Origin of the sequence: Pseudoselenomonas caprae, from assembly GCF_008271345.1 — a bacterium.
GTDB classification, from domain to species: Bacteria; Bacillota; Negativicutes; order Selenomonadales; family Selenomonadaceae; genus Selenomonas_A; species Selenomonas_A caprae.
Genome location: NZ_VTOZ01000012.1, coordinates 53033 through 71624, shown reverse-complemented (window position 1 = coordinate 71624; position 18592 = coordinate 53033). Strand labels below are relative to the sequence as shown.

The 18592-nt window shown below is 51.8% G+C and carries 22 protein-coding genes; 3 read left to right on the top strand and 19 right to left on the bottom strand.

Features of this window, described 5'->3' with window-relative positions; all coding sequences use genetic code 11:
• Positions 1 to 21: 21 nt before the first annotated feature.
• From FZ041_RS07215 to FZ041_RS07160, 11 genes are all read right to left on the bottom strand, one after another.
• Positions 22 to 1218, bottom strand: a complete 1197-nt coding sequence (locus tag FZ041_RS07215) for an MFS transporter (RefSeq protein ID WP_149189088.1) — start codon at positions 1216 to 1218, stop codon at positions 22 to 24.
• Entirely contained in the window at positions 1215 to 1643 is a 429-nt protein-coding gene (locus tag FZ041_RS07210) for a MarR family winged helix-turn-helix transcriptional regulator (protein WP_149189087.1), read from the bottom strand. The genes FZ041_RS07215 and FZ041_RS07210 overlap by 4 nt, the downstream gene beginning before the upstream one ends.
• A 91-nt stretch (positions 1644 to 1734) precedes the next feature.
• The gene (locus FZ041_RS07205) at positions 1735 to 2361 is read right to left on the bottom strand and encodes a flavodoxin (RefSeq protein ID WP_149189086.1); all 627 of its coding nucleotides are present in this window, start codon (positions 2359 to 2361) and stop codon (positions 1735 to 1737) included.
• 73 nt (positions 2362 to 2434) lie between these two features.
• Positions 2435 to 3418: an alpha/beta hydrolase gene (locus FZ041_RS07200; protein WP_149189085.1), complete on the bottom strand. Its 984-nt coding sequence runs from the start codon at positions 3416 to 3418 to the stop codon at positions 2435 to 2437.
• Between the two features lie 15 nt (positions 3419 to 3433).
• Complete coding sequence (locus FZ041_RS07195) at positions 3434 to 4117, bottom strand: flavodoxin family protein (RefSeq protein WP_149189084.1); 684 nt, start codon at positions 4115 to 4117, stop codon at positions 3434 to 3436.
• A gap of 28 nt (positions 4118 to 4145) precedes the next feature.
• Positions 4146 to 4448, bottom strand: coding sequence for a YciI family protein (locus FZ041_RS07190; RefSeq protein WP_149189083.1), 303 nt, complete (start codon positions 4446 to 4448; stop codon positions 4146 to 4148).
• 12 nt (positions 4449 to 4460) lie between these two features.
• Positions 4461 to 5009 carry a flavodoxin family protein gene (locus tag FZ041_RS07185; RefSeq protein WP_149189082.1) on the bottom strand — a complete coding sequence of 183 codons (549 nt, stop codon included), beginning with the start codon at positions 5007 to 5009 and terminating at the stop codon, positions 4461 to 4463.
• Between the two features lie 323 nt (positions 5010 to 5332).
• Positions 5333 to 5959, bottom strand: coding sequence for a TetR/AcrR family transcriptional regulator (locus tag FZ041_RS07175; protein ID WP_149189081.1), 627 nt, complete (start codon positions 5957 to 5959; stop codon positions 5333 to 5335).
• A 167-nt stretch (positions 5960 to 6126) separates the two neighbouring features.
• On the bottom strand, positions 6127 to 6804 hold the full coding sequence (locus tag FZ041_RS07170; RefSeq protein ID WP_075442653.1) for a M15 family metallopeptidase: 678 nt from the start codon (positions 6802 to 6804) through the stop codon (positions 6127 to 6129).
• Between the two features lie 115 nt (positions 6805 to 6919).
• A complete protein-coding gene (locus FZ041_RS07165) occupies positions 6920 to 7705 on the bottom strand; it encodes a transporter substrate-binding domain-containing protein (RefSeq protein ID WP_149189080.1) in 786 nt (261 codons plus the stop codon).
• A 276-nt stretch (positions 7706 to 7981) separates the two neighbouring features.
• On the bottom strand, positions 7982 to 8398 hold the full coding sequence (locus FZ041_RS07160; protein ID WP_075442651.1) for an ester cyclase: 417 nt from the start codon (positions 8396 to 8398) through the stop codon (positions 7982 to 7984).
• 442 nt (positions 8399 to 8840) lie between these two features.
• Between FZ041_RS07160 and FZ041_RS07155 the strand changes: the two genes are divergently transcribed.
• Positions 8841 to 9749, top strand: a complete 909-nt coding sequence (locus FZ041_RS07155) for a LysR family transcriptional regulator (RefSeq protein WP_149189079.1) — start codon at positions 8841 to 8843, stop codon at positions 9747 to 9749.
• Between the two features lie 33 nt (positions 9750 to 9782).
• Here FZ041_RS07155 and FZ041_RS14965 read toward each other — a convergent pair whose 3' ends face one another.
• From FZ041_RS14965 to mnmM, 6 genes are all read right to left on the bottom strand, one after another.
• Entirely contained in the window at positions 9783 to 9983 is a 201-nt protein-coding gene (locus tag FZ041_RS14965) for a hypothetical protein (protein ID WP_369407317.1), read from the bottom strand.
• Positions 9896 to 10489, bottom strand: a complete 594-nt coding sequence (locus tag FZ041_RS07145; RefSeq protein WP_149189077.1) for a methyl-accepting chemotaxis protein — start codon at positions 10487 to 10489, stop codon at positions 9896 to 9898. The genes FZ041_RS14965 and FZ041_RS07145 overlap by 88 nt, the downstream gene beginning before the upstream one ends.
• Before the next feature lie 104 nt (positions 10490 to 10593).
• Positions 10594 to 11358 carry a glucosamine-6-phosphate deaminase gene (nagB, locus tag FZ041_RS07140; protein ID WP_149189076.1) on the bottom strand — a complete coding sequence of 255 codons (765 nt, stop codon included), beginning with the start codon at positions 11356 to 11358 and terminating at the stop codon, positions 10594 to 10596.
• Between the two features lie 13 nt (positions 11359 to 11371).
• Positions 11372 to 12622: a GspE/PulE family protein gene (locus FZ041_RS07135; RefSeq protein ID WP_149189075.1), complete on the bottom strand. Its 1251-nt coding sequence runs from the start codon at positions 12620 to 12622 to the stop codon at positions 11372 to 11374.
• Between the two features lie 92 nt (positions 12623 to 12714).
• Positions 12715 to 13395 carry a TIGR00266 family protein gene (locus tag FZ041_RS07130; RefSeq protein ID WP_149189074.1) on the bottom strand — a complete coding sequence of 227 codons (681 nt, stop codon included), beginning with the start codon at positions 13393 to 13395 and terminating at the stop codon, positions 12715 to 12717.
• A gap of 150 nt (positions 13396 to 13545) precedes the next feature.
• Complete coding sequence (mnmM, locus tag FZ041_RS07125; RefSeq protein ID WP_149189073.1) at positions 13546 to 14118, bottom strand: tRNA 5-(aminomethyl)-2-thiouridylate-methyltransferase MnmM; 573 nt, start codon at positions 14116 to 14118, stop codon at positions 13546 to 13548.
• A gap of 160 nt (positions 14119 to 14278) precedes the next feature.
• Here mnmM and FZ041_RS07120 point away from each other — a divergent pair, with 160 nt between their 5' ends.
• Positions 14279 to 15394, top strand: coding sequence for an SLC13 family permease (locus FZ041_RS07120; protein ID WP_149189072.1), 1116 nt, complete (start codon positions 14279 to 14281; stop codon positions 15392 to 15394).
• 27 nt (positions 15395 to 15421) lie between these two features.
• Complete coding sequence (locus FZ041_RS07115; RefSeq protein ID WP_149189071.1) at positions 15422 to 16348, top strand: ketopantoate reductase family protein; 927 nt, start codon at positions 15422 to 15424, stop codon at positions 16346 to 16348.
• Between the two features lie 75 nt (positions 16349 to 16423).
• Here the strand turns inward: FZ041_RS07115 and FZ041_RS07110 are convergent, their stop codons facing one another.
• Positions 16424 to 17770, bottom strand: a complete 1347-nt coding sequence (locus FZ041_RS07110) for a threonine/serine exporter family protein (RefSeq protein ID WP_082336167.1) — start codon at positions 17768 to 17770, stop codon at positions 16424 to 16426.
• A gap of 8 nt (positions 17771 to 17778) precedes the next feature.
• Positions 17779 to 18555, bottom strand: coding sequence for an alpha/beta hydrolase (locus FZ041_RS07105; protein ID WP_149189070.1), 777 nt, complete (start codon positions 18553 to 18555; stop codon positions 17779 to 17781).
• Positions 18556 to 18592 lie beyond the last annotated feature (37 nt).

Here is an 18592-nt window from a genome sequence, read left to right as displayed (position 1 = left end):
TGCCATAAGAGGTTTTTTCACTCATTTACTTGCCCCTGCAATCGGACAGTTACCAACTTTTTGCTGATACTTATTCCATGCAAAGTAACACCCAGCGGCCACCGCAATGACGCCTGTGCAGATTACACTGTACATAAACGTATAGCCATAGCCAGCCGCGACCAATCCTAACAAGCCAGCCGCAAGCCCGACACTGATATCCAGCGACCAGAAATACGTTGCCGTTGCAACACCACTACGCGATAGTGGTGCGCTCTGAATCGCCAATGTCTGAAAAGCAGGACTCAATGCGCCAAAGCCACAACCAAGAACTGCCGCCGACAGCAAAAGTCCCGTCATCGTTGAAATCTGACCGAAAAGCAGCATTCCCAATGCAAAACACAAGAAGCCAGGATAGATCGTATAATCCGGGCCCTTGGCATCAAATATCCTGCCCACCACAGGCCGAGTCAACACAATCACAGCAGCAAATACGGCAAAGAACATACTAGTTTCCTGCTGCAATCCCAAAGATTTCGCATAAAGCGGAATGAACGTCAGCACGCCGCCATACGCAAAGAATACCAGACCACCAATAGACGACATCACCACAGACTTGCGTTCAATAAAGTCATGGATACTGATACCCTGCCGCGTTTTTTTCACCGGTAAGATAACATGATCCGGCAAGCGCCGATGATTTGCCACCCAAAACGTGAATACGGCCAGAATCACCATGAAAAGGAAAAAAGCCTCTGCCCCCCAGCCGCCGATAATAACCAGTCCCAGCAAGGGCCCCACGACCATGGCCAGATTCGTTGTCAAAGCAAAATAGCCAATGCCCTCCCCTTTACGCGCCACAGGCAATACCATAGCAGCCATTGCCGCCGCTGCCGTAGTCGCCAGCGCAAAAATCACACCATGCAGCAGGCGCAGACTATAAATCCCTGTAAGGGTTTGAAAAAAATTGAACCCTAGCATGACAAGTCCAAAACAAAGTGTAGTCACAAACAACAACGAACGTTTATTCATGCTGTCGATAAGCCGGCCAGCCAACGGACGGCAAACTACAGTCCCAATCTGGAAAAAGGTCATCGCCATGCCAGCTTCCAGTTCTCCGCCCTGCAAATCATCCATAATAAAAATTGGCAAAGCTGCAACCATAATATACTGGCTCATAAAAACCAGAAAATTACAGCCTCCCATACTCAAAAATTCCGGTGTCCAAAGTTTGTTCATTCGCGAATCATTTCCTCAATCTGTACTAACATTTTCTTCATATTGGCTGTATCAGCCTCCCCTAATTCCCGCTCTAGCTGCCGATTTTCCTGCTCATCTGCTGCAGCCAGTTTATCCACCAGCAACCGGCCAGCTACGGTCAGCTGTAGCAGAAAAGCCCGGCGATCAACTGGATTTTGCTCTCTTTTTACATAATCTTTCTTTATTAGTCGATCCACGATTGCCTTGACCGTATTGGGGTCTTTTTTCATCTGCATGGCCAACTCTTTTTGGCTGACATCCGGTTTTTCGGCTAATATCTTCATCGCCACCCACTGCTCTACTGTCAATCCATAGGGGCTGAAAATTTTTTCAATATGGCGGTGAACCTTTCGCGCCGTTCGGCATATCAGATAGCCCAGCGTATCATCAATCCGCATCGTCATTCCTATGCTCCTATCGCAATAAAATAATACGTTAACGTACTTAATATTAATACGCTAACGTATTATTGTCAATACAGCTATGGGAGCTAGTTCATAAGCCCAACTCATTAAACCAGCTTTTGATTTCTTCTGCTTTAGCCTGCGGCGAGAACAGCTTGCCCGGCTTCCATTCCGCCTTACCCTTGGTCAGCTTCTGCAGATAGTCAGCACTCGTACCGATATCGCTGCCACCGGAGGTGCAGATAGCTGTCAACTTCTTACCCGTGAAATCATAGCTTTCCACAAAGGTATCCATGATACGCGGTGCCTGTCCCCACCAGATAGGATAAGCCAGTACAATGGTATCGTAATTAGCTATCGGCGCATTCTTATCCGCAAGTTTCGGGCGGGCACTATCGTTTTTCTGCTCCACCGTGGCACGGGTAGTTTCGTCATTATAGTTCAAGTCCTCTTTGCTATAAGGAACTTCCGGACGGATTTCGTAGAGATCAGCATTCAGAGCCTTAGCCGTATTCTCAGCGAGCGTACGGGTATTGCCCGTGGCCGAAAAATACGCTACGAGGATCTTGCCTTTGGCCGCAGGCACCTTGCTGTCTGCCTGTGCACTCTGCGCAGGTGCCGATACCGCCTTTTCTGCCGTCTTGCCCGACTCTGTGCCACAGCCCACCAATCCTAGAATCATCAACACGCCCAAACAGGCAATCCATAGTTTTCGCATATCATTATCCCCTTTCACGATTTGTCTATTACGTTATTAATCTACCACTTGAAGTGAACTACAAGTCAAGCCTTTATTTGTGCAGATGCCGCTTTACAAAATCTCGAATTTCGGCAAACGACTTCACACTGTCCTGCAAATCCGGCATGAGCAGAGCAAATTCATGGGACATCCCCGGATAAATGGTAATAGTCACATCAGTACCATCGTCCGCAGCTTTTTTCGCCAAAGCCAGATTCTCGTCTAAGAACAATTCATAGCCACCAGTCTGAATCAGCATGGGAGGCAGTTCCGATAGATCTGCATAAATTGGCGACAGGCGCGGATCTTTTGCCTTATAGCCCTTACTGTAAGCCGGCTTAGCTACGGCATTGAACATAAAGGGATTATTTTTTCCCAGAATCAAATCACGTTCCGCATTTGTCTTGCGCGAGGGCAGATTATTTTCCACGGTTGTCCAAGGCGAAATCAAGAGCAGCATAGCTGGCTGTGGCAATTTATGCTCTTTTAAGTACAGGGACAACGCCAACGCCAAATTGCCGCCAGCCGAATCGCCGGCCACGATGATCTTATCCGCCGATTTTCCCTGTGCCAGCAACTCCTTATAAACCACCACGGCATCGTCTAAGGCTGCTGGATAAGTATCCTTGGGTGCCAGGCGATAATCGACCATATACATCTCGCCTGCCTCTGCGAGAACGCCGTATTTTTCCGTCAGCTTGCGATGATTATCGCTCTGTCCCAGGACATAGCCGCCGCCATGCAGCTGCAATAGAACCGTCTCACGATTCCCCGCAGGATTTACCAGTTTTTCCGTTTTAACCCCCTTGAGCAGGAATTTTTCATGCTGCCAGCCATCCGGCGCTATATAACCTGCTTTTTTCCCTGTAGGATGCTTGATTTTTTCCATTTCCGCCGCCACATAAGCCTGCTTGGCCGAATTATCGAGCTGCAAGCCATCAGCAGGCAATGACCAGGCCGGCGCTGCCCCGGCTACGGAAGCCAGCCAAAAACTTACACTAGCAAGCAAAGCCGCAATTTTTTGTTTCCCGTACATTGCATCTTCCCCCTCTTACAAGTTAGCGCCGATCTTATATGCCATATCGGCAAAGGACGACTTTTCCACCAGACTGCGGGCACCGCAGCCTGTCGCCCAAACCTGCCCGACATCCTGCCATTCCATGTAGCGCACCAGCGTTTCATAATGATTGGCCAGTGCTTCCATCGTCCAATCGGCACTGTTATAGGCCGTAGCCATCATAATGGATTTCTTGCCATGCAGTTTCCCCGTACGGGAATAGAACCTATCTACGATTGTCTTTAACTGGGCCGACATGCCAAAGTAGTATAGCGGTGTGGTCAGCACGATAAGGTCAGCGGCCAGCATCTTGGGCATCAGCGTATTTTCGATGGCATCCTTGAACACGCAGGGACCATCCATGCCGCATTTGTCGCACCCCTGACAAGGATGCGTTTCCTCATGCGCCGCATCAAAGGTAAAGACTTCATGACCGGCGCTTTTCGCCCCTTCGGTGAACCTGTCTGCCAGATAAATCGAGGTGGACTCATTTTGCGGATGGGGGCTGCTGGTAATCACCACAATCTTCATGTTCTTTCCTCCCGAAACACTTCCCGGTACAAATTCTTTTGCTTCCTTACTGCTCTTTTCGCCAGTCAGAGCGCCCAGACCACAGCCGGAAAGAAACAAGGTCATGGCACCTGTGCCGGCAAGCTGTATAAATTCCCGTCTGTTCATAAGGATTTCCTTTCCTCAATGCCGCTGCTTATTTGCCTGCACAATCAGCCAGGGACGGTGCAATCATCGCGGCCTTAAAGGAACGCACTTCATAATCGGCCATACCGCCCGCGTAATACACATCGTCCCGCAGGATTTCTTCCACGGCTTCACGAGTTTCTGCGCCGGTAATCATAATCCCGGCCATTTCCTTGTCAGTATATGGCCCCACCAGCAGGAAATCGCCCTGCTCAAAATGCTTGGTAAACCAGGCAATATGCTGCTTGAAGAGCTCCTCACCCTTGCCTGCCGGGATCTTGTCTGCCTTTAACACCTGATTGATGATAAACATATTTCTTCCCCCTTACAAATTCTTGCCCGTTTCATAGGCTTCCTGCATGGCTGCCGATTCACGAATAGCACCGGGGGCCAAAGCCGAAGTGCCGATAACGGCACCTGCATTGCGCACGCCCACCTGATTGAATTCCTTGAAACAACCCACATACATAGCAAAATCCGAGAGGATATTGTCCATGAATTTCTTATCCGGTACGCCACCCAGGGTAAGCAGATAAAAATCCTTGTCTTTCAGAATGGGCAGCAAGGGATAGGTACGGTCCAGGAACCGCTTCATGAGCCCAGTCCAGGTAAAGTAATAGAGCGGGGATGCCAGAACGATAACATCTGCAGCCTTTATCTTTTCGAGCACTTCGGCCATATCGTCCTTCTGCACGCAGGTGCCGCCATTATTGTGGCAGGCACGGCAACCAAAGCAGTCACCGAACGTCTTATCCCGCAGTTCTACTTTCTCCGTCTCGTGCCCAGCTTCCTGTGCGCCGCGGATAAATTCATCTGCGAGGATTCCCGTGTTGCCATTTTTTCTCATACTGCCATGAATAACTAAAACCTTCATCGTCATCTCTCCTTACACATACACATTATCATGAAAACATTGATTCTTGCGAATTTTGGCAATATATTTTTGCCAGCCAAATCGCTTCCCAACGTGCATCCCCCAGATAAATGCCCCTGGCATTGCTCGGAACCTTCACGCCCAAAGCCCCCAGCTTATCCATCGCATAGCGTATTTCTGCAATGCTGCCCTCACTGCTCGGAAACGGCAGAGCTGCCACAAAGCCAAATTTATCCGGATATGACCGTCTTTTCCTGCGTAATATCACCAAGCCCCGCCAATACCAGCTTTGAGAAAATCACGCCGCTTCAAGGTATCCCTCCTCAATCCACGCTTAACAGCTTCCGCAGGCAATTATAGGAAATCTCATAGATGGACAAATACTTATAATCAATGCCCGCTTCGGCCATCGCTTTTTTCTGCTCCTCCGTAACCACGGCATAGGGGTAAATCCCATAGATAAAAGGAAAATACGCATAGATAAAGCTCTGTTTATTCTCTTCATCCATTTCCGGGCAAAACTTATCCAGACAATGACGCACCGCTTGCATGGACTTGCCATAGGAACGCTTGAACTCCACCAGATTCTCATAGCGGCTATTCCCTTCCATATCGAAATGATTCATGGAGAGAAGCTTCAACAGCCGTGACCGCTTTTCCAAAGAACGGGACAAGGCCTTCGCCAGTTCATCATGACTTAACGAATCGTGCGCAGACACGAGCTGCTCCAGGTCAGCCACCCACAAATCATACTCCCGCTGCATCAGCGCGAGAAAGATTTCTTCCTTCGTATTGAAATAGTTGTAAATAGCCGTGCGGTTAAAGGTCGTTACCTTGCCAATCTCTTTGAGCGTAATATCCTTGAAATTCATCGTCTCATAGAGCTTGGCACATGCATCAATAATCTCTTCGCGCCGCGCGAGCAATACTTCTTCCGAAACCTTTGGCATAAACAGCCTCCTGCAATTTACTTTCTTTAAAATGACATCGTGTAACTTATCTTGATTGCATTATACGGCCAAAATGACACCATGTCAATATAAATCGCAAAAAAATTCGCCACGCTTTTTCCGTGACGAATCTCTAGGCTTAGACAGTTCCCCGCAATATGTCTATTTTATCTTAAATATTCTTCTAGTACCAAACCTGCATCACTGATTTTCTTTGCAGTTTCCTTGCCAACATAGCGGAAATGCCAAGGTTCATAACTGTAGCCTGTGATACTTTCCTTTCCCTGCGGATAACGCAGGATAAAGCCATATTCTGCCAACAGTGGGTGTATCTGCGCAAAAATTTCCTTCTGCGCTATCATTTCGTCATTATCATCAATAACCTTTCCGTCCACGACCAGGCAGATATCGACAGCCAAGCCCGTATGATGCTCAGAATACCCCGGAACCGCTACATACTGCTTCACATAGTCGGCCCCATACTTTTGGGTAAATTCGGCCACGATTTCCTTTTGACGGGCTACACTCCGATAGACAGAATCCAGCTCAATCTGAATCCCCTTTTTCTTCAGGGCTTGGCGCAGCTGCTCAAAATGCTGATAGGTTTCCGGCTCAATCTGGAATTCCTTTCCAAACGCATTCTTCACCGTAATCAGCGGCAGTTTTGCCTCATAATCGTCCGGCAGCTTATGCGTTTTGTTGACGAATACCAAGTAATCTACATCACGGCTCACACCAATCGTACGAACCGCTTCCGGGCTTGCCGCCTCTGCCTCGTAAGCAAAGCTGCAGCATACCATAGCAGATAATGCACCAGCCAGTAGTTTTTTCTTGAATGATTTCACAATCGCACGCCTCTTTCTGTTTGTAAAAATACCATTGGTTATATTCGCTATAGTAGCAGCTTTTACCTGCCTTAACCCCTAAAAAATCCATATAGCCTGCATAGTTTTCCCCTAATTACCGATACAGATATTTCTGCTCCAACTTTGCTAAGGTTCCATCCATTTTCAGTTCTGCCAAGACAAAGTTGATATAGTTCAAAAACTCCTGGTCGCCTTTTTGCATGAGTATACCGCAGGAATGACGGGTGAAGGGGGCTTTCATCAGTGGCGCAGCCAATTTGTCATTCCGTTCGATATAACGGGCAGCCTCCACCGTTTCCGTTATCATGATGTCGGCGTTGCCCTCTGCCACCTGCTGGGGAATGTCAGCATTATCCTGATGAACGATCAGCTTGGCCTTTTTAAGATTTGCATGGGCAAATTTTTCATTGGTGCCGCCAGGATTGATCATGACACGCACCTCCGGCTTGTCAATGTCGGCAAGACTTTGATATTTCTTGGCATCGCTTTTCCGGCACAGAATGGTTTTACCGAAAGCACCTTCGCCATAGGCATCCGACATGGCCATGGTCTTGGCTCGTGCATAATTTCGGGAAATACCACACAGGGCGATATCAAATTTCCCAGCCAGCGTATCTGCGGTAAGCGTTGGCCAGCTCGTGGGCACATACTCGATTTTCACGCCCAAAGAGTCAGCAATCAGCTGCGAAAGTTCCGCATCAATGCCTTCGTAGACGCCTGTCTTAGGATTTAGATAAGACATCGGAATGTAATCACCAGTCGTACCGATACGGATGGTACCTCTGGCGGCAATATCGTCCAAATGCCCTGCAAAAACCGTTCCGGCGGTCAATAGCATCAGCGCTGCCCAGCACAGGAAAACACGAATCGTTCTGTTCATAAAATCATTCCTTCCTCACGGATAATTTTCTAACAATATTGCTATTCGCTCTATTACCTGTTTTTCCCTGTAAAATTTTCCCGAAAGTTCCGCAAAGCAGCGGCCGCCGGTGACAGATGACGCCCATAAGGATAACGAACCTCCTCAAATAAACAGAGACATGTAAATAGGCAATAGGCGTATATCTTGCTCTTTGGGGAAATTTTTCGTATAGAGAATACATTTATCGACAATCACGCAAAAGTGGTATCCCCTCCCGGAACATACCATAGAATCTCAAACAGGCAACAACCCTGTCTGCATAAGGATACCGAAAATATCCGGACAGCCAGTATCCGAAACGAACTGGCTGTTTTTTATTTGGTAAAAGTTCATGCAGCGAACCTTAAACTTCTTGCCCGTAGCCGCCTGCCCCATAAAATTACCATCATGCGTTCCCGTACAGGTCCAGCACACAGCGATTTTCCCCGGTTCGGTCACGCAGTCCTCCATATGCCATGATACATCGGAAAACGCCGACCGCATCATGTGCACAATCGCCAGATACCCTTTAGGCCCCACCAACGGCTCTGGCTGTGTCGGTGCGTAAAAGATGGCATCTGGAGCGATCAGTTTTTCCGCCAAAGCTTCATCCGCTGTATTGATCATCGTTTCAAACGCAATCAGTAATTGTTTTTCCTCGCTGTTATTCATGGTCAATAACTCCTTTTTCAATCAGTGCCTGTTATACGCTACTTTCTTGCTGCCTGTCAAATTTGACCGGTCAACCTGCAAAAAACCTTCCATCGCCGGCCTGTACATAATGGCCGACTTTTTCATTGTTGCCATAGGGGGGTAGTGCTTTCATAAGGAGGATGATTGATACCACTCGAAAAATGCATACTTAATTAACGCTCCTTACCGATAAAACACTGCGCTGCCCAGCACTGCGGGTCGGCGGCATAAAAATCGCGGTAGGCTTCCATCCTGCCAGATTTGTAAGCGCCATGATACATCATCCTTTCTCAACTATTATGGCTTTGCGCTTACAGGAACATCATAACAGGCAGAAATTCTTTTGTGAAATGCAATTATCTCATCATTTATGCACAAAGCGTATTAATTATGGTATCATGAAACACAAGAGGTGACGCTTATGAATATGCAGCAATTAGAATGCTTTACGACGTTAGCCAAAACATTGAATTACGCCAAAACGGCAGAACAGCTTTCCTTATCTCAGCCGGCGGTATCCCGCCAGATCCAAAGTCTGGAAACGGAACTCAATGCCAAACTCTTCAACCGGACCACGCGTTCCGTCAGCCTGACACCGGTGGGCTTTCAATTTTTGGACGATGCCCAGCAGATGCTGTCGCTCTACTATCATTCGCTGGAATGGATTTCCACCTTCCATCAGCAAAAGCGCACGGTTCTGCGCATTGGCTATGCCGATTCTCATGCCAACTGCCTGATCAGCAAGATTCTCACCCCCGTTCTGGCAGAAAATACCAATATCGTGCCCGAACTCATGCTTGACCAGACCGACGCCAACCTGCACCGCTTGACCACCAATCAGCTAGATCTGGTCATCGGCATGAAAGATGCCAAATTCCACGATGATGCTATTGCCTTTCAAAAGCTCTGCGATGATGCCTTTGTCTGTGTGGTAAATAAGCAGCATCCATTAGCGCAGAAATGCAAAAAGAGACGCCAAAAAAGCGTCTCCTCTGCGGATTTCTGGCCCTATCGCCAGATCATTGATATTCCACCTTATTTGTTAAAACATGTCTTTTCCCGCGGTCATCATATCGTACCGGTCAACGATGAACTCGATAACATCCTCTGTGCCACAACCAGTGAAGCCTATAATCTCGCCCTGGCAGGCGCAGGCTTTTCCCTGATTCCCAGCCATTTGGCCCCGCACCATAAGGAGCTTGTCTTTCTCCCCTGGGAAGAATCCCCCCACGCCCCCATGGGCATCTATTATCGTCAGCAATCAGCTCTGGACAAGAATTCGGCGATTTACAAATTCATCGGTGCTGCTCAAAACTGTATTCTTCCATGACCAAACCCGCACCGCTGAAAATTTTTCACGTCCTCAAGCAAAGTATTTCTCTTTCTCCAGCATATGATTCTCTTTGGCCAAAATAAAGGTAGTCGTGATATTGGCACTTTCATTGCAGACCCCGTTGAACATGGCAGCAATCGGCTCTACACAAAAGATGACCGAAATCGCCTCCGCAGGAACCCCCACCACAGTGAACAGATAGGCAATAGAAATAATGCTGCCACAGGGAATCGGTGGTTTATCAATCGCCATAATGCAAACAGAAACCCATAGCGTAAGAAAGAGACTGCCCAGACATCTCTGCCAGCTCCTATCGCCTGCTCACTGGCCCCCTCGGCAATAGTAACAACACTATCTGCGACCATATGCGAAGCCTGTGCCGACTGGTCAGCACTTGCCGTAAGCTGTTCACTGGCAGCAGCCACCTGCTGGGACATATCGGTTACATGACTGATGACCTTGCGCAGATTCTCAATCATATGGTTGAGCGAGCCGCCCAAAGCACCCGTTTCGTCATTGGCTGCGACCTTGACACGACCGGTCAAATTGCCATCGACAATCTGCCCGGCTTCCTCCATCAAATGCCCGATGGGGTTGCCCACCCGGCGGTTGAAAATGCCGATGAGCACGACGCAGAGTATCAGCATGACGATAAGGGCCATGACAATGCTCGTGTATTTCGCCTGCGTGATGGGGCTCGTATAATCAGATTTCGGTGCGACAAGAACAAGATTCATATTACAACGGACCTAAAAGAATTTTTTGTAAAAAATGTGTCAACTATTATTGACAACTTCATTATTGTGGTATAACGCCCCCATGACGCAATCGGCAAAAACGGCTAGCCTTTGCGCGTGATGGTCACACCGCGGATCTGCTCCGGCAGCAGGGCTGCGGCTTCTTTGTCTACGATGACAACAACATCGCGATGCAGCTGCAGGATCGAGGCAGGGGCCTCCGGCGTCACATCACCGCAAACTGCTTTGTATACGGCTTTGGCCTTGTTGCGGCCATTTGCCAGCAGGATGACGTGTTCAGCCATCATGATGGTCTTTATCCCCATGCTGATGGCATAGCGCGGGACTTCACTAGCATCCTGGAAAAAACGCGAATTAGCCTGGATGGTTTCCTCGTCGAGCTCCACCGTATGTGTGGTCGCCGCAAATTTCAGGTCTGGCTCGTTGAAGCCGATATGAGCATTCTGACCGATGCCGAGCACCTGCAAGTCGATGCCGCCCTTCGCTGCAATGAGCTTCTCGTAGCGTTCACCTTCTGCCAGCATATCCTTGGCCATGCCGTCGGGGATATGGACATTCTCCGGCCGGATATTGATATGCCGGAAGAAATATTCCTGCATGAAGTAATGATAGCTCTGCGGATTGTCCGGGCTCATTCCGATGTATTCGTCAAGATTGAAGGTTGTCACCTCCGAGAAATCCAAGCCTACGGTCTTATGCACAGCCACAAGGCGCTCGTACATCGACACAGGCGTGCTGCCGGTAGCCAGCCCTAGGACACTATCGGGCTTCAGATAGATCTGGCCGGCCACGATATTGGCGGCCTCCATTCCCATCTGTTCATAAGAATCTGTGATGACAATGCGCATATTTCTTCCCCCATCAACCATAAAGCACTCGTTTGACCTCAGCCAGCGTTGTCAGTCCCTGCTCTGCCTTGACAACACCATCCTGCCAAAGGGTCTGCATCCCCTGCTGCAGGGCCAGCCTTTCTATCTCCTGCCGGCTCCCCGTCTGGAGGATGGCCTGACGGACTGCACTATCGATCAGCAGGATCTCGTGCAGTGCCAGCCGCCCGCGGTAGCCCGTACCGCCACACGCCGCGCAGCCACGGCCGCGCCATAGGGTCTCCCCGCGCCGATACCTCTTCCCCAGCAGCAGAGTCTCTGGTGCCTCAGGCTCCGGCTGGTATTCTTCCCGGCAGTGCGGACATATCCTGCGCACCAGGCGCTGGGCGACAATGCCCGACAGCGTTGCTGCCAGGAGATAGGGCGCAATCCCCATCTCCAGCAGGCGGAAGATCACGGCCGCTGCCGTTTCCGTATGCAGTGTCGTCATGACCTGATGACCTGTCAGGCCGATGCGCACAGCCATCTCCGCCGCCTCCGCATCGCGGATCTCTGACAGCAGCACCACCTGGGTATCCTGCCGCAAGGCCGCCTTCAGTCCCGTCACATAGTCCAGCCCTGCCTTCGGATTGATCTGCACTTGATTGACACCTGGCAGCTCCCGTTCGACGGGATCTTCCAGCGTAAGCAGGCTGCACTCCGACTGGTTGAGCTCGCTGAGGGCGGCATAAAGCGTCGTCGTCTTACCTGCTCCCATCGGCCCCGCGATGACGAGCAGGCCTGCGGGACGATGGATCAGCTGCTCGAATTTCTGCTGATTGGCCAGGGAAAAACCGAGCTCGGCCACACGCAGAAGCTGCTCGTCCAAATCCATGAAGCGAAGCACCATCATCTCGCCATGCAGCACCGGCATGACCGATACGCGGATGTCCAGCCCCGCCCCCCTGCCATCGTCATAGCGGATATGTCCATCCTGAGGCCGCTGGTGCTGGGCAATATCCATCCCCGCCATGACTTTCAGCCGCGATAGCAGCGGCGCAGTAAGCTCCAGAGGTATCTGCTCGGCTGCCTGCTGCAGAATCCCATCGATGCGGTAGCGCAGCCGCATGCCCGTGGCGAGAGGCTCGAGATGCAGGTCGCTTGCCCGCTGCGAGATTGACCGGTCAAGCAGCCAGTCGGCTAACCGTACCACCGCCGACGACCGGCCAGCTGCTACATTGCCTTGCCTTACCTCCCGCAAGGCTTGCCCGATAAGCCAATTCCAATTTTCCTCTGCCGCCAACATAAAAATCACTGTCCTTATATCATGGATTGGTAATTAACCTTCCATTTCTACAGGACAGTGATTTTTTCCTTCCTATCTGGCAGAATCCCTTTTTAGTTCGTTGGTATCATCGAGCGAATCCACGCTTCAAAACTGCTGGGATTCCGCGTTTGTATCAGCACCGTTCCCGGGCCACGGAAACGGGTCACCAGGCACTCGCCGGACTTGATGCCGGAAATCCAGCCATTCGATGCTTTTTCGATGGTATAATCCATGTAATCCGGCCAGGCGACCAGATTGCCATTATCGATGATCACTTCCTCACCTTCGCCAAGCTCCACGGGATGGATGACACCAAAGCTGCTGACAAACAACGTACCTGTTCCCTTTATCCTCAGCACGAAAAAACCTTGTCCCGAAAAAAGGCCATGGGACAGGTTCTGCATCTTCGTATCGACTTCGATGCCTTCGGTACTAGCCATATAGCCGCCTTTCTCGACAATCCAGCCATAGGAGCCCGTAAGCGGCAAAGACACGATACCGCCAGGAAGCGCATGTCCGAGCATCACTTCGCCTGGACCGCGGGAGGCAATGAGCTCCTGACAGAAGAAGCTTTCCCCCGACAGGAATTTCCGCGCGAGTCCCGACAATATGCCGCCATTCATCTTGCCTTCCACATCGACAGTTGCCGACATCGTTATCATGGCGTCCGATTCAGCCTTCAGTCTCTCGCCCTGCTCCAGCTGGCACTTCACTACGGGGAATGCCTCTGGATATAAGATTTCATATTTCATGCCAATGCTCCTATCTCGTTTTTTCTCTATCGGTTGCAACAAAGACAGTATAGTGCTGCTTTCTTGCAGCAGCATTAGGCTTTGCTTATCGTCGCATTAAAAACGCGTGACTGCCGCTCTGCATACTATGCCGTAAGCGCAGCCCGGCAGTCACGCCTGGCTGGCTTTAACGCGTTCGACCAGATAAGCATAGGGCGCATGCTGCGGATGGTTGAGCAGCCGATAGCAGCCTACTGTGAACTGGCGGCAGGGCAGAGCCGCCAGTTCTGCTGCCAGCATATCGGCTTCGACCTTGCCCTCGGGATGGCCGGGATAGACTACGATCACGGCAATTCCATTGACCTTGAGCTTAGCTAGTGCCTGCTTGACCGCACACTTGGTGCTTTCATGACGCGTCACCGCCGTATGCTCGGCGCCTGGCAGATAGCCGAGATTGAACAGCACGGCGTCGAGCTGCCCGGGAACCTGCACGTCAAGCTGTTCATGACTTCCCAAGATATAGTGGATGCGCGCGGCATATTGTGCCGTACGCGCTTTGGTATTGGCGATGGCTTGCGGCTGGATATCAAAGGCATAGATCTGAGCCGTCTCTTTTGTATGCTCAGCTAAAAACAACGTATCATGGCCATTGCCAGCCGTCGCATCGACAACAACCTCCGCCCGCTCAAGCACGGGAACCAGCGCCATATGCATCAGCTTCAAAACATTACTTACCGTCTGCATCGTAAACTTCTCCTTCTCTTTTTGACCTATCGCTTTTATTTTACCGTCAATCACCGACTGGTTGCAAACCTTCTTGGAAAGCAGGCAGATTTTCCTTGGTCTTCACACGATTCTATATTAAAATAGGTCTATCGTTATTTTTAAAGGAGAATCGTTTACCATGTCCGTTACATCCTGCCGTCAATACTTGCGTCACAATCCAGATCTTGCCGCCGCACTCGTCTTTGCGCTTGCCGCCAGCTGCTTTGTCCCCTTCTCACCAGCTGCACTGCTTGGAAGCATCAACCTGCCGCTGCTCGGGCTGCTGTTCTGCCTCATGAGCATCGTCGCGGGTCTTAGGCAAAGCGGCCTGTTTGCTGCACTTTATCAGCATCTCTTCCAGGGCGAGACATCCAGCCGCACGCTCGGCCGCTTTTTCATCTTCAGCTGTTTTTTCAGCTCCATGCTGATTACCAACGATGTCGCGCTCATCATCTTCGTGCCGCTGGCCATCCTCGTGCTGACGGAGGTCCGCGCAATCCGCCTGCTGATTCCCGTCGTCATCTGGCAGACCATTGCCGCCAATATGGGCAGCATGCTGACGCCGATCGGCAACCCGCAGAATCTCTTCATCTACTCGTACTATGGCTTGTCGCTGCCAGATTTCCTGCGCATCACGTTCCCGATCGTGCTTATCAGCGGCGGCATCATCTACCTGGCTACCTTTTTCCTGCAGGACAAGCCGGTAACCATCGCCGCGCAGACCGGAGAGCACCTCGACTGGCACCGCATCCTTCCGCTGCTGCTGCTCTTCACCTTCTGCCTGCTCAACGTGCTGCGCCTCCTGCCTTTCCCCGCACTCATGCTTCTCGTCGTGCCGGCCATCGCCTTTCTCGACCGCCAGTTGTTCCGCGAGGTAGACTATAAGCTGCTGCTGCTCTTCACCTTCCTGTTCCTCGGCGTCGGCAGCCTTGCCCGCATCCCTTACCTGCAGACAGGGCCTGCCGAGCTGCTCACGGGACACGAGTTCTGGGTCTCCCTGCTGCTCAGCCAGGTCATCAGCAATGTGCCGACCACAGTCATGCTGACGCAGTACACAACGGCTTCGGCTCCGCTTCTGCTCGGCGTCAACCTCGGCGGGCTCGGTACCATCATCGCCTCGATGGCCAGTGTCATCTCCTTCAAGGCCTATCAGGGCACGCGTTTCCATAAAACCGGCCCCTACCTTTCGTTGTTCACCCTGGCCAACCTCGGCCTGCTGGCCATCCTGCTTGTTTATTATTATCTCTGCCTGTGATAGAATAGGCACCAAGGAGGGATTCACATGAAATTTGCAATCGTTGGCACGGGCGGCACGGGCGGCACGCTCGGCGCGTATCTCGCCGCCAGTGGCCAGGATGTGACGTTCATCGCGCGCGGCAGGCATCTTGCCGCTATGCAGCAGCATGGCTTGACGGTCCGCACGGAGCATCGCGGCGATATCGTCATCCAGCCGGTCAAAGCCTGCACCATGGATGACTACGCAGAAACACCTGACGTCATGCTTGTCTGCGTCAAATACTACGGGCTGGCAGATGCCATCGCACTGGCCCGCCGCACAGCCGACCCCAACACCTTGATTGTCCCGATCCTCAATGTCTTTGGTACCGGCGAAGTCATGCAACGCGAGCTGCCGGACTGCACCTGCCTCGATGGCTGCATGTATGTCTTTGCCAAGATTGGCAAGCCGGGCGTCATCCTGCAGCCCGAAAAGATCCTGCGCGTCTTCTTCGGATTCCGCCCGGGACAGGATCAGCGTCTGGCACCCCAAGCCCAGGAGCTTGAGCAGATCATGAACGCGGCTGGCATCCGCGCGCATTTCACGGCGCATATCCAGCGAGACGCCCTGCAGAAGTTCGCCTTCGTCTCGCCGATGGGAGCAGCAGGACTCTACTGCGATGCCGTAAGCGACGACTTTCAGCACGAGGGCGAGGTGCGCGAGCTGTTTGCCGGACTCATCGCCGAAGTCGTAGCCATTGGCCATGCGATGGGCATCGAATGGGAAAATGACCTCGTCGCCACGGGGCTCAAGATGATCGATGCCTTCAAGCCTGGCCTGCGCACATCGATGCAGCGCGATGTCCTGGCTGGAGGCGTCTCCGAGTTCGACGGTCTTGTCAACCGCATCGTCGCCCTCGGCCAGGAATACCATGTCCCCACCCCCCTTTACCAGAAGGTCAGCGACTGGGGCAAAGCCCATCATATCCAATAACCGCGAAAAACAAAAGGCGATGCCGCAAGCTTTTCTCTGCTTGCGGCATCGCCTTTTCCAGACCTCAGGCCTGCATCAATCGTCCATATCGCCGTAGCGCTGGGCAAGCAAGCGCTGTTCTGCACTGTACTTGCGCTGCTGGATATAACGATGGATGAAGATATTGGGGATCGCCACGCCAACGGCGATCGCGATGATGATGATGACGGCCGACACCCCGCTGCGGATTCCCGCGAGCAAGGCCTCCGAATTGATGGACTCGATATTGAGCAGGGCAAAGAGCAGCCGGTATAGCAATACACCTGGAATCATCGGGATAGCCGAAGGTATGGTCATGATGATGTTCGGTGTATGGAACCAATGGATGGCCCGGAGCGCGATGATACCGACAACAGCCGCGCCGAAGAAGGAACCTGCCGCCTGGGACCAGCCGAGCTCCAATACCGTGATATTGCGCAGCAGTACCGTGATGATGCCGCCCACAGCCACCACCGGCAGCAGGCGTTTCGGGATATTGAAGATGATGGAAAAGCCCATCGATGCAACGGCAGCGGCAATCGCCTGCGAGAGATAGAACGTATCCGGCGTCAGGCTCACGCTCGTGAAGTCAGTGACGCCGCCCAGGCGGATAGCCGTCACGATACCGAACGTCATGCTGCCGACGACGAGCAGCGTATGCATGGCCCTTGTCATGCCCGATACGATGAAGTTGTTGAGCAGATCATCCACCGCATTGATCAGCGGAATGCCTGGCACCAAGAACAGCGTGCAGGCTATGAGCGGATACCAGTTGAGTCCCCCCGTCAGGAACTGCGTCGCCCAGGCCAGCATCGTCGTCGCAAAGGAAGTGATAGCAATAGCCGCATAGGTGTTGAACCCATAGCCCACGCAGCAGCGGCGGATCAAAAAGCCCAGCAGTGCACAGACCGCCGTCAGCACAAAGTCAAGCCAGCTGCCGCCAAAGAGCTTGCAGAAACCGCCGCAGGCTGCCCCGGCCCCCAAGGCCGTGAGCCATACCGGATAATTGCGCGGCAGGTTGCGGATATTATCCAGCTGCCGCTCGTAATCCTGCAGCGAGTAGTTTTTCGCCATGGCCCGCCAGGTCAGCTTGCTGATTGCTGATAGCACCGTCATATTGACGCCATGTTTCGTGCATTTGCGGAACTCCGTATAAGAACGCTGCTCATCATTGACATTGAGCATCAGCGTCGTGTACATGACATGCTGATGGATATTCTCTTTCGGAATCCCCATGAATGCTGCCGCGCGCATCATATCGCGGACCGTGCGGTCCGAGTCCGCACCATTTTCCATCAGCAGCTGCCCCGTATGCAGGAGCAGATGCATCTTCGGCCCGATTTCTGCAAAGGGTTGGCTGAAGACCTTCTCCTTATTCTCCTGTTTCTCACCCAAGCGTTCCATGCTTTGGCTCATTCCTCCTTATCGCACTTGAAAAAATCCACGATCTGGCTGATAGCCAGCGCCATGTGGTTCTGGTTCTGGAAGGGATGGTTCGCCCCTTCGACAGGCACGAACTCGATGACATTGTTCTCGGCAAACTCCTGGGACTTTGCAAACGGAATCATCTCGTCCCTGGTCCCATGGATGATCCGCATTGCATCGGCAAAGTCGAAATACTCCTGCTCCATGACATCAAAGGCCGCCAGATCATCGAGAAAGCTCTGGTCGAGTTTCATCTTGCGCTCGAAGCCCACCTGTATCTCCTTGCCCTTGGCAAGTTTTGACCGGTCAGCCTCGCTGATATGATTGCACATCGAGTCCAGCATCGTGACAGCCGGGCTGCGCAGCGCTATCTTCGTGAAGGGATTCTCCTGCTCACGGATATAGCGCAGCGTCAGATATGCGCCAAAGCTCGTCGAATAGTTGTAGACATGTTTTGCCTGCAGCTCCTGCCGGGCATAAGCCGTCACCAGCCGCAGGTACGTCAGGCATTCGGTCACCGAAAGCTTCTTGCGCGCATCCTCGCCATGACACGGCCAATCAAACGCGATAGCCGCATAGCCCTTGTACTTGGCGACAAGATGCTCACCGAAATTTGCCGTACCCGCGGTGTCCTTGTGGCTGCCGAAACCATGCGTGATGATGGCGACATCCTCGAACGTCCGCGTGGTCTTGTCGCTGTCACGCACGAACAGCTTGCAGCGGATGCTATAACCTTCTTCGTTGATATCAAACTTCTTTTCCATGGGGTACTCTGACTTCCTTTTATCCTAGATAACTGAT

Excerpts from the sequence above, each read along its gene's own strand:
- FZ041_RS07215 (WP_149189088.1), bottom strand. The coding sequence starts at position 1,218 with ATGAACAAACTTTGGACACCGGAATTTTTGAGTATGGGAGGCTGTAAT.
- FZ041_RS07210 (WP_149189087.1), bottom strand. The coding sequence starts at position 1,643 with ATGACGATGCGGATTGATGATACGCTGGGCTATCTGATATGCCGAACG.
- FZ041_RS07205 (WP_149189086.1), bottom strand. The coding sequence starts at position 2,361 with ATGCGAAAACTATGGATTGCCTGTTTGGGCGTGTTGATGATTCTAGGA.
- FZ041_RS07200 (WP_149189085.1), bottom strand. The coding sequence starts at position 3,418 with ATGTACGGGAAACAAAAAATTGCGGCTTTGCTTGCTAGTGTAAGTTTT.
- FZ041_RS07195 (WP_149189084.1), bottom strand. The coding sequence starts at position 4,117 with ATGAACAGACGGGAATTTATACAGCTTGCCGGCACAGGTGCCATGACC.
- FZ041_RS07190 (WP_149189083.1), bottom strand. The coding sequence starts at position 4,448 with ATGTTTATCATCAATCAGGTGTTAAAGGCAGACAAGATCCCGGCAGGC.
- FZ041_RS07185 (WP_149189082.1), bottom strand. The coding sequence starts at position 5,009 with ATGAAGGTTTTAGTTATTCATGGCAGTATGAGAAAAAATGGCAACACG.
- FZ041_RS07175 (WP_149189081.1), bottom strand. The coding sequence starts at position 5,959 with ATGCCAAAGGTTTCGGAAGAAGTATTGCTCGCGCGGCGCGAAGAGATT.
- FZ041_RS07165 (WP_149189080.1), bottom strand. The coding sequence starts at position 7,705 with ATGAACAGAACGATTCGTGTTTTCCTGTGCTGGGCAGCGCTGATGCTA.
- FZ041_RS07160 (WP_075442651.1), bottom strand. The coding sequence starts at position 8,398 with ATGAATAACAGCGAGGAAAAACAATTACTGATTGCGTTTGAAACGATG.
- FZ041_RS07155 (WP_149189079.1), top strand. The coding sequence starts at position 8,841 with ATGAATATGCAGCAATTAGAATGCTTTACGACGTTAGCCAAAACATTG.
- FZ041_RS07145 (WP_149189077.1), bottom strand. The coding sequence starts at position 10,489 with ATGAATCTTGTTCTTGTCGCACCGAAATCTGATTATACGAGCCCCATC.
- nagB (WP_149189076.1), bottom strand. The coding sequence starts at position 11,358 with ATGCGCATTGTCATCACAGATTCTTATGAACAGATGGGAATGGAGGCC.
- FZ041_RS07135 (WP_149189075.1), bottom strand. The coding sequence starts at position 12,622 with ATGTTGGCGGCAGAGGAAAATTGGAATTGGCTTATCGGGCAAGCCTTG.
- FZ041_RS07130 (WP_149189074.1), bottom strand. The coding sequence starts at position 13,395 with ATGAAATATGAAATCTTATATCCAGAGGCATTCCCCGTAGTGAAGTGC.
- mnmM (WP_149189073.1), bottom strand. The coding sequence starts at position 14,118 with ATGCAGACGGTAAGTAATGTTTTGAAGCTGATGCATATGGCGCTGGTT.
- FZ041_RS07120 (WP_149189072.1), top strand. The coding sequence starts at position 14,279 with ATGTCCGTTACATCCTGCCGTCAATACTTGCGTCACAATCCAGATCTT.
- FZ041_RS07115 (WP_149189071.1), top strand. The coding sequence starts at position 15,422 with ATGAAATTTGCAATCGTTGGCACGGGCGGCACGGGCGGCACGCTCGGC.
- FZ041_RS07110 (WP_082336167.1), bottom strand. The coding sequence starts at position 17,770 with ATGGAACGCTTGGGTGAGAAACAGGAGAATAAGGAGAAGGTCTTCAGC.
- FZ041_RS07105 (WP_149189070.1), bottom strand. The coding sequence starts at position 18,555 with ATGGAAAAGAAGTTTGATATCAACGAAGAAGGTTATAGCATCCGCTGC.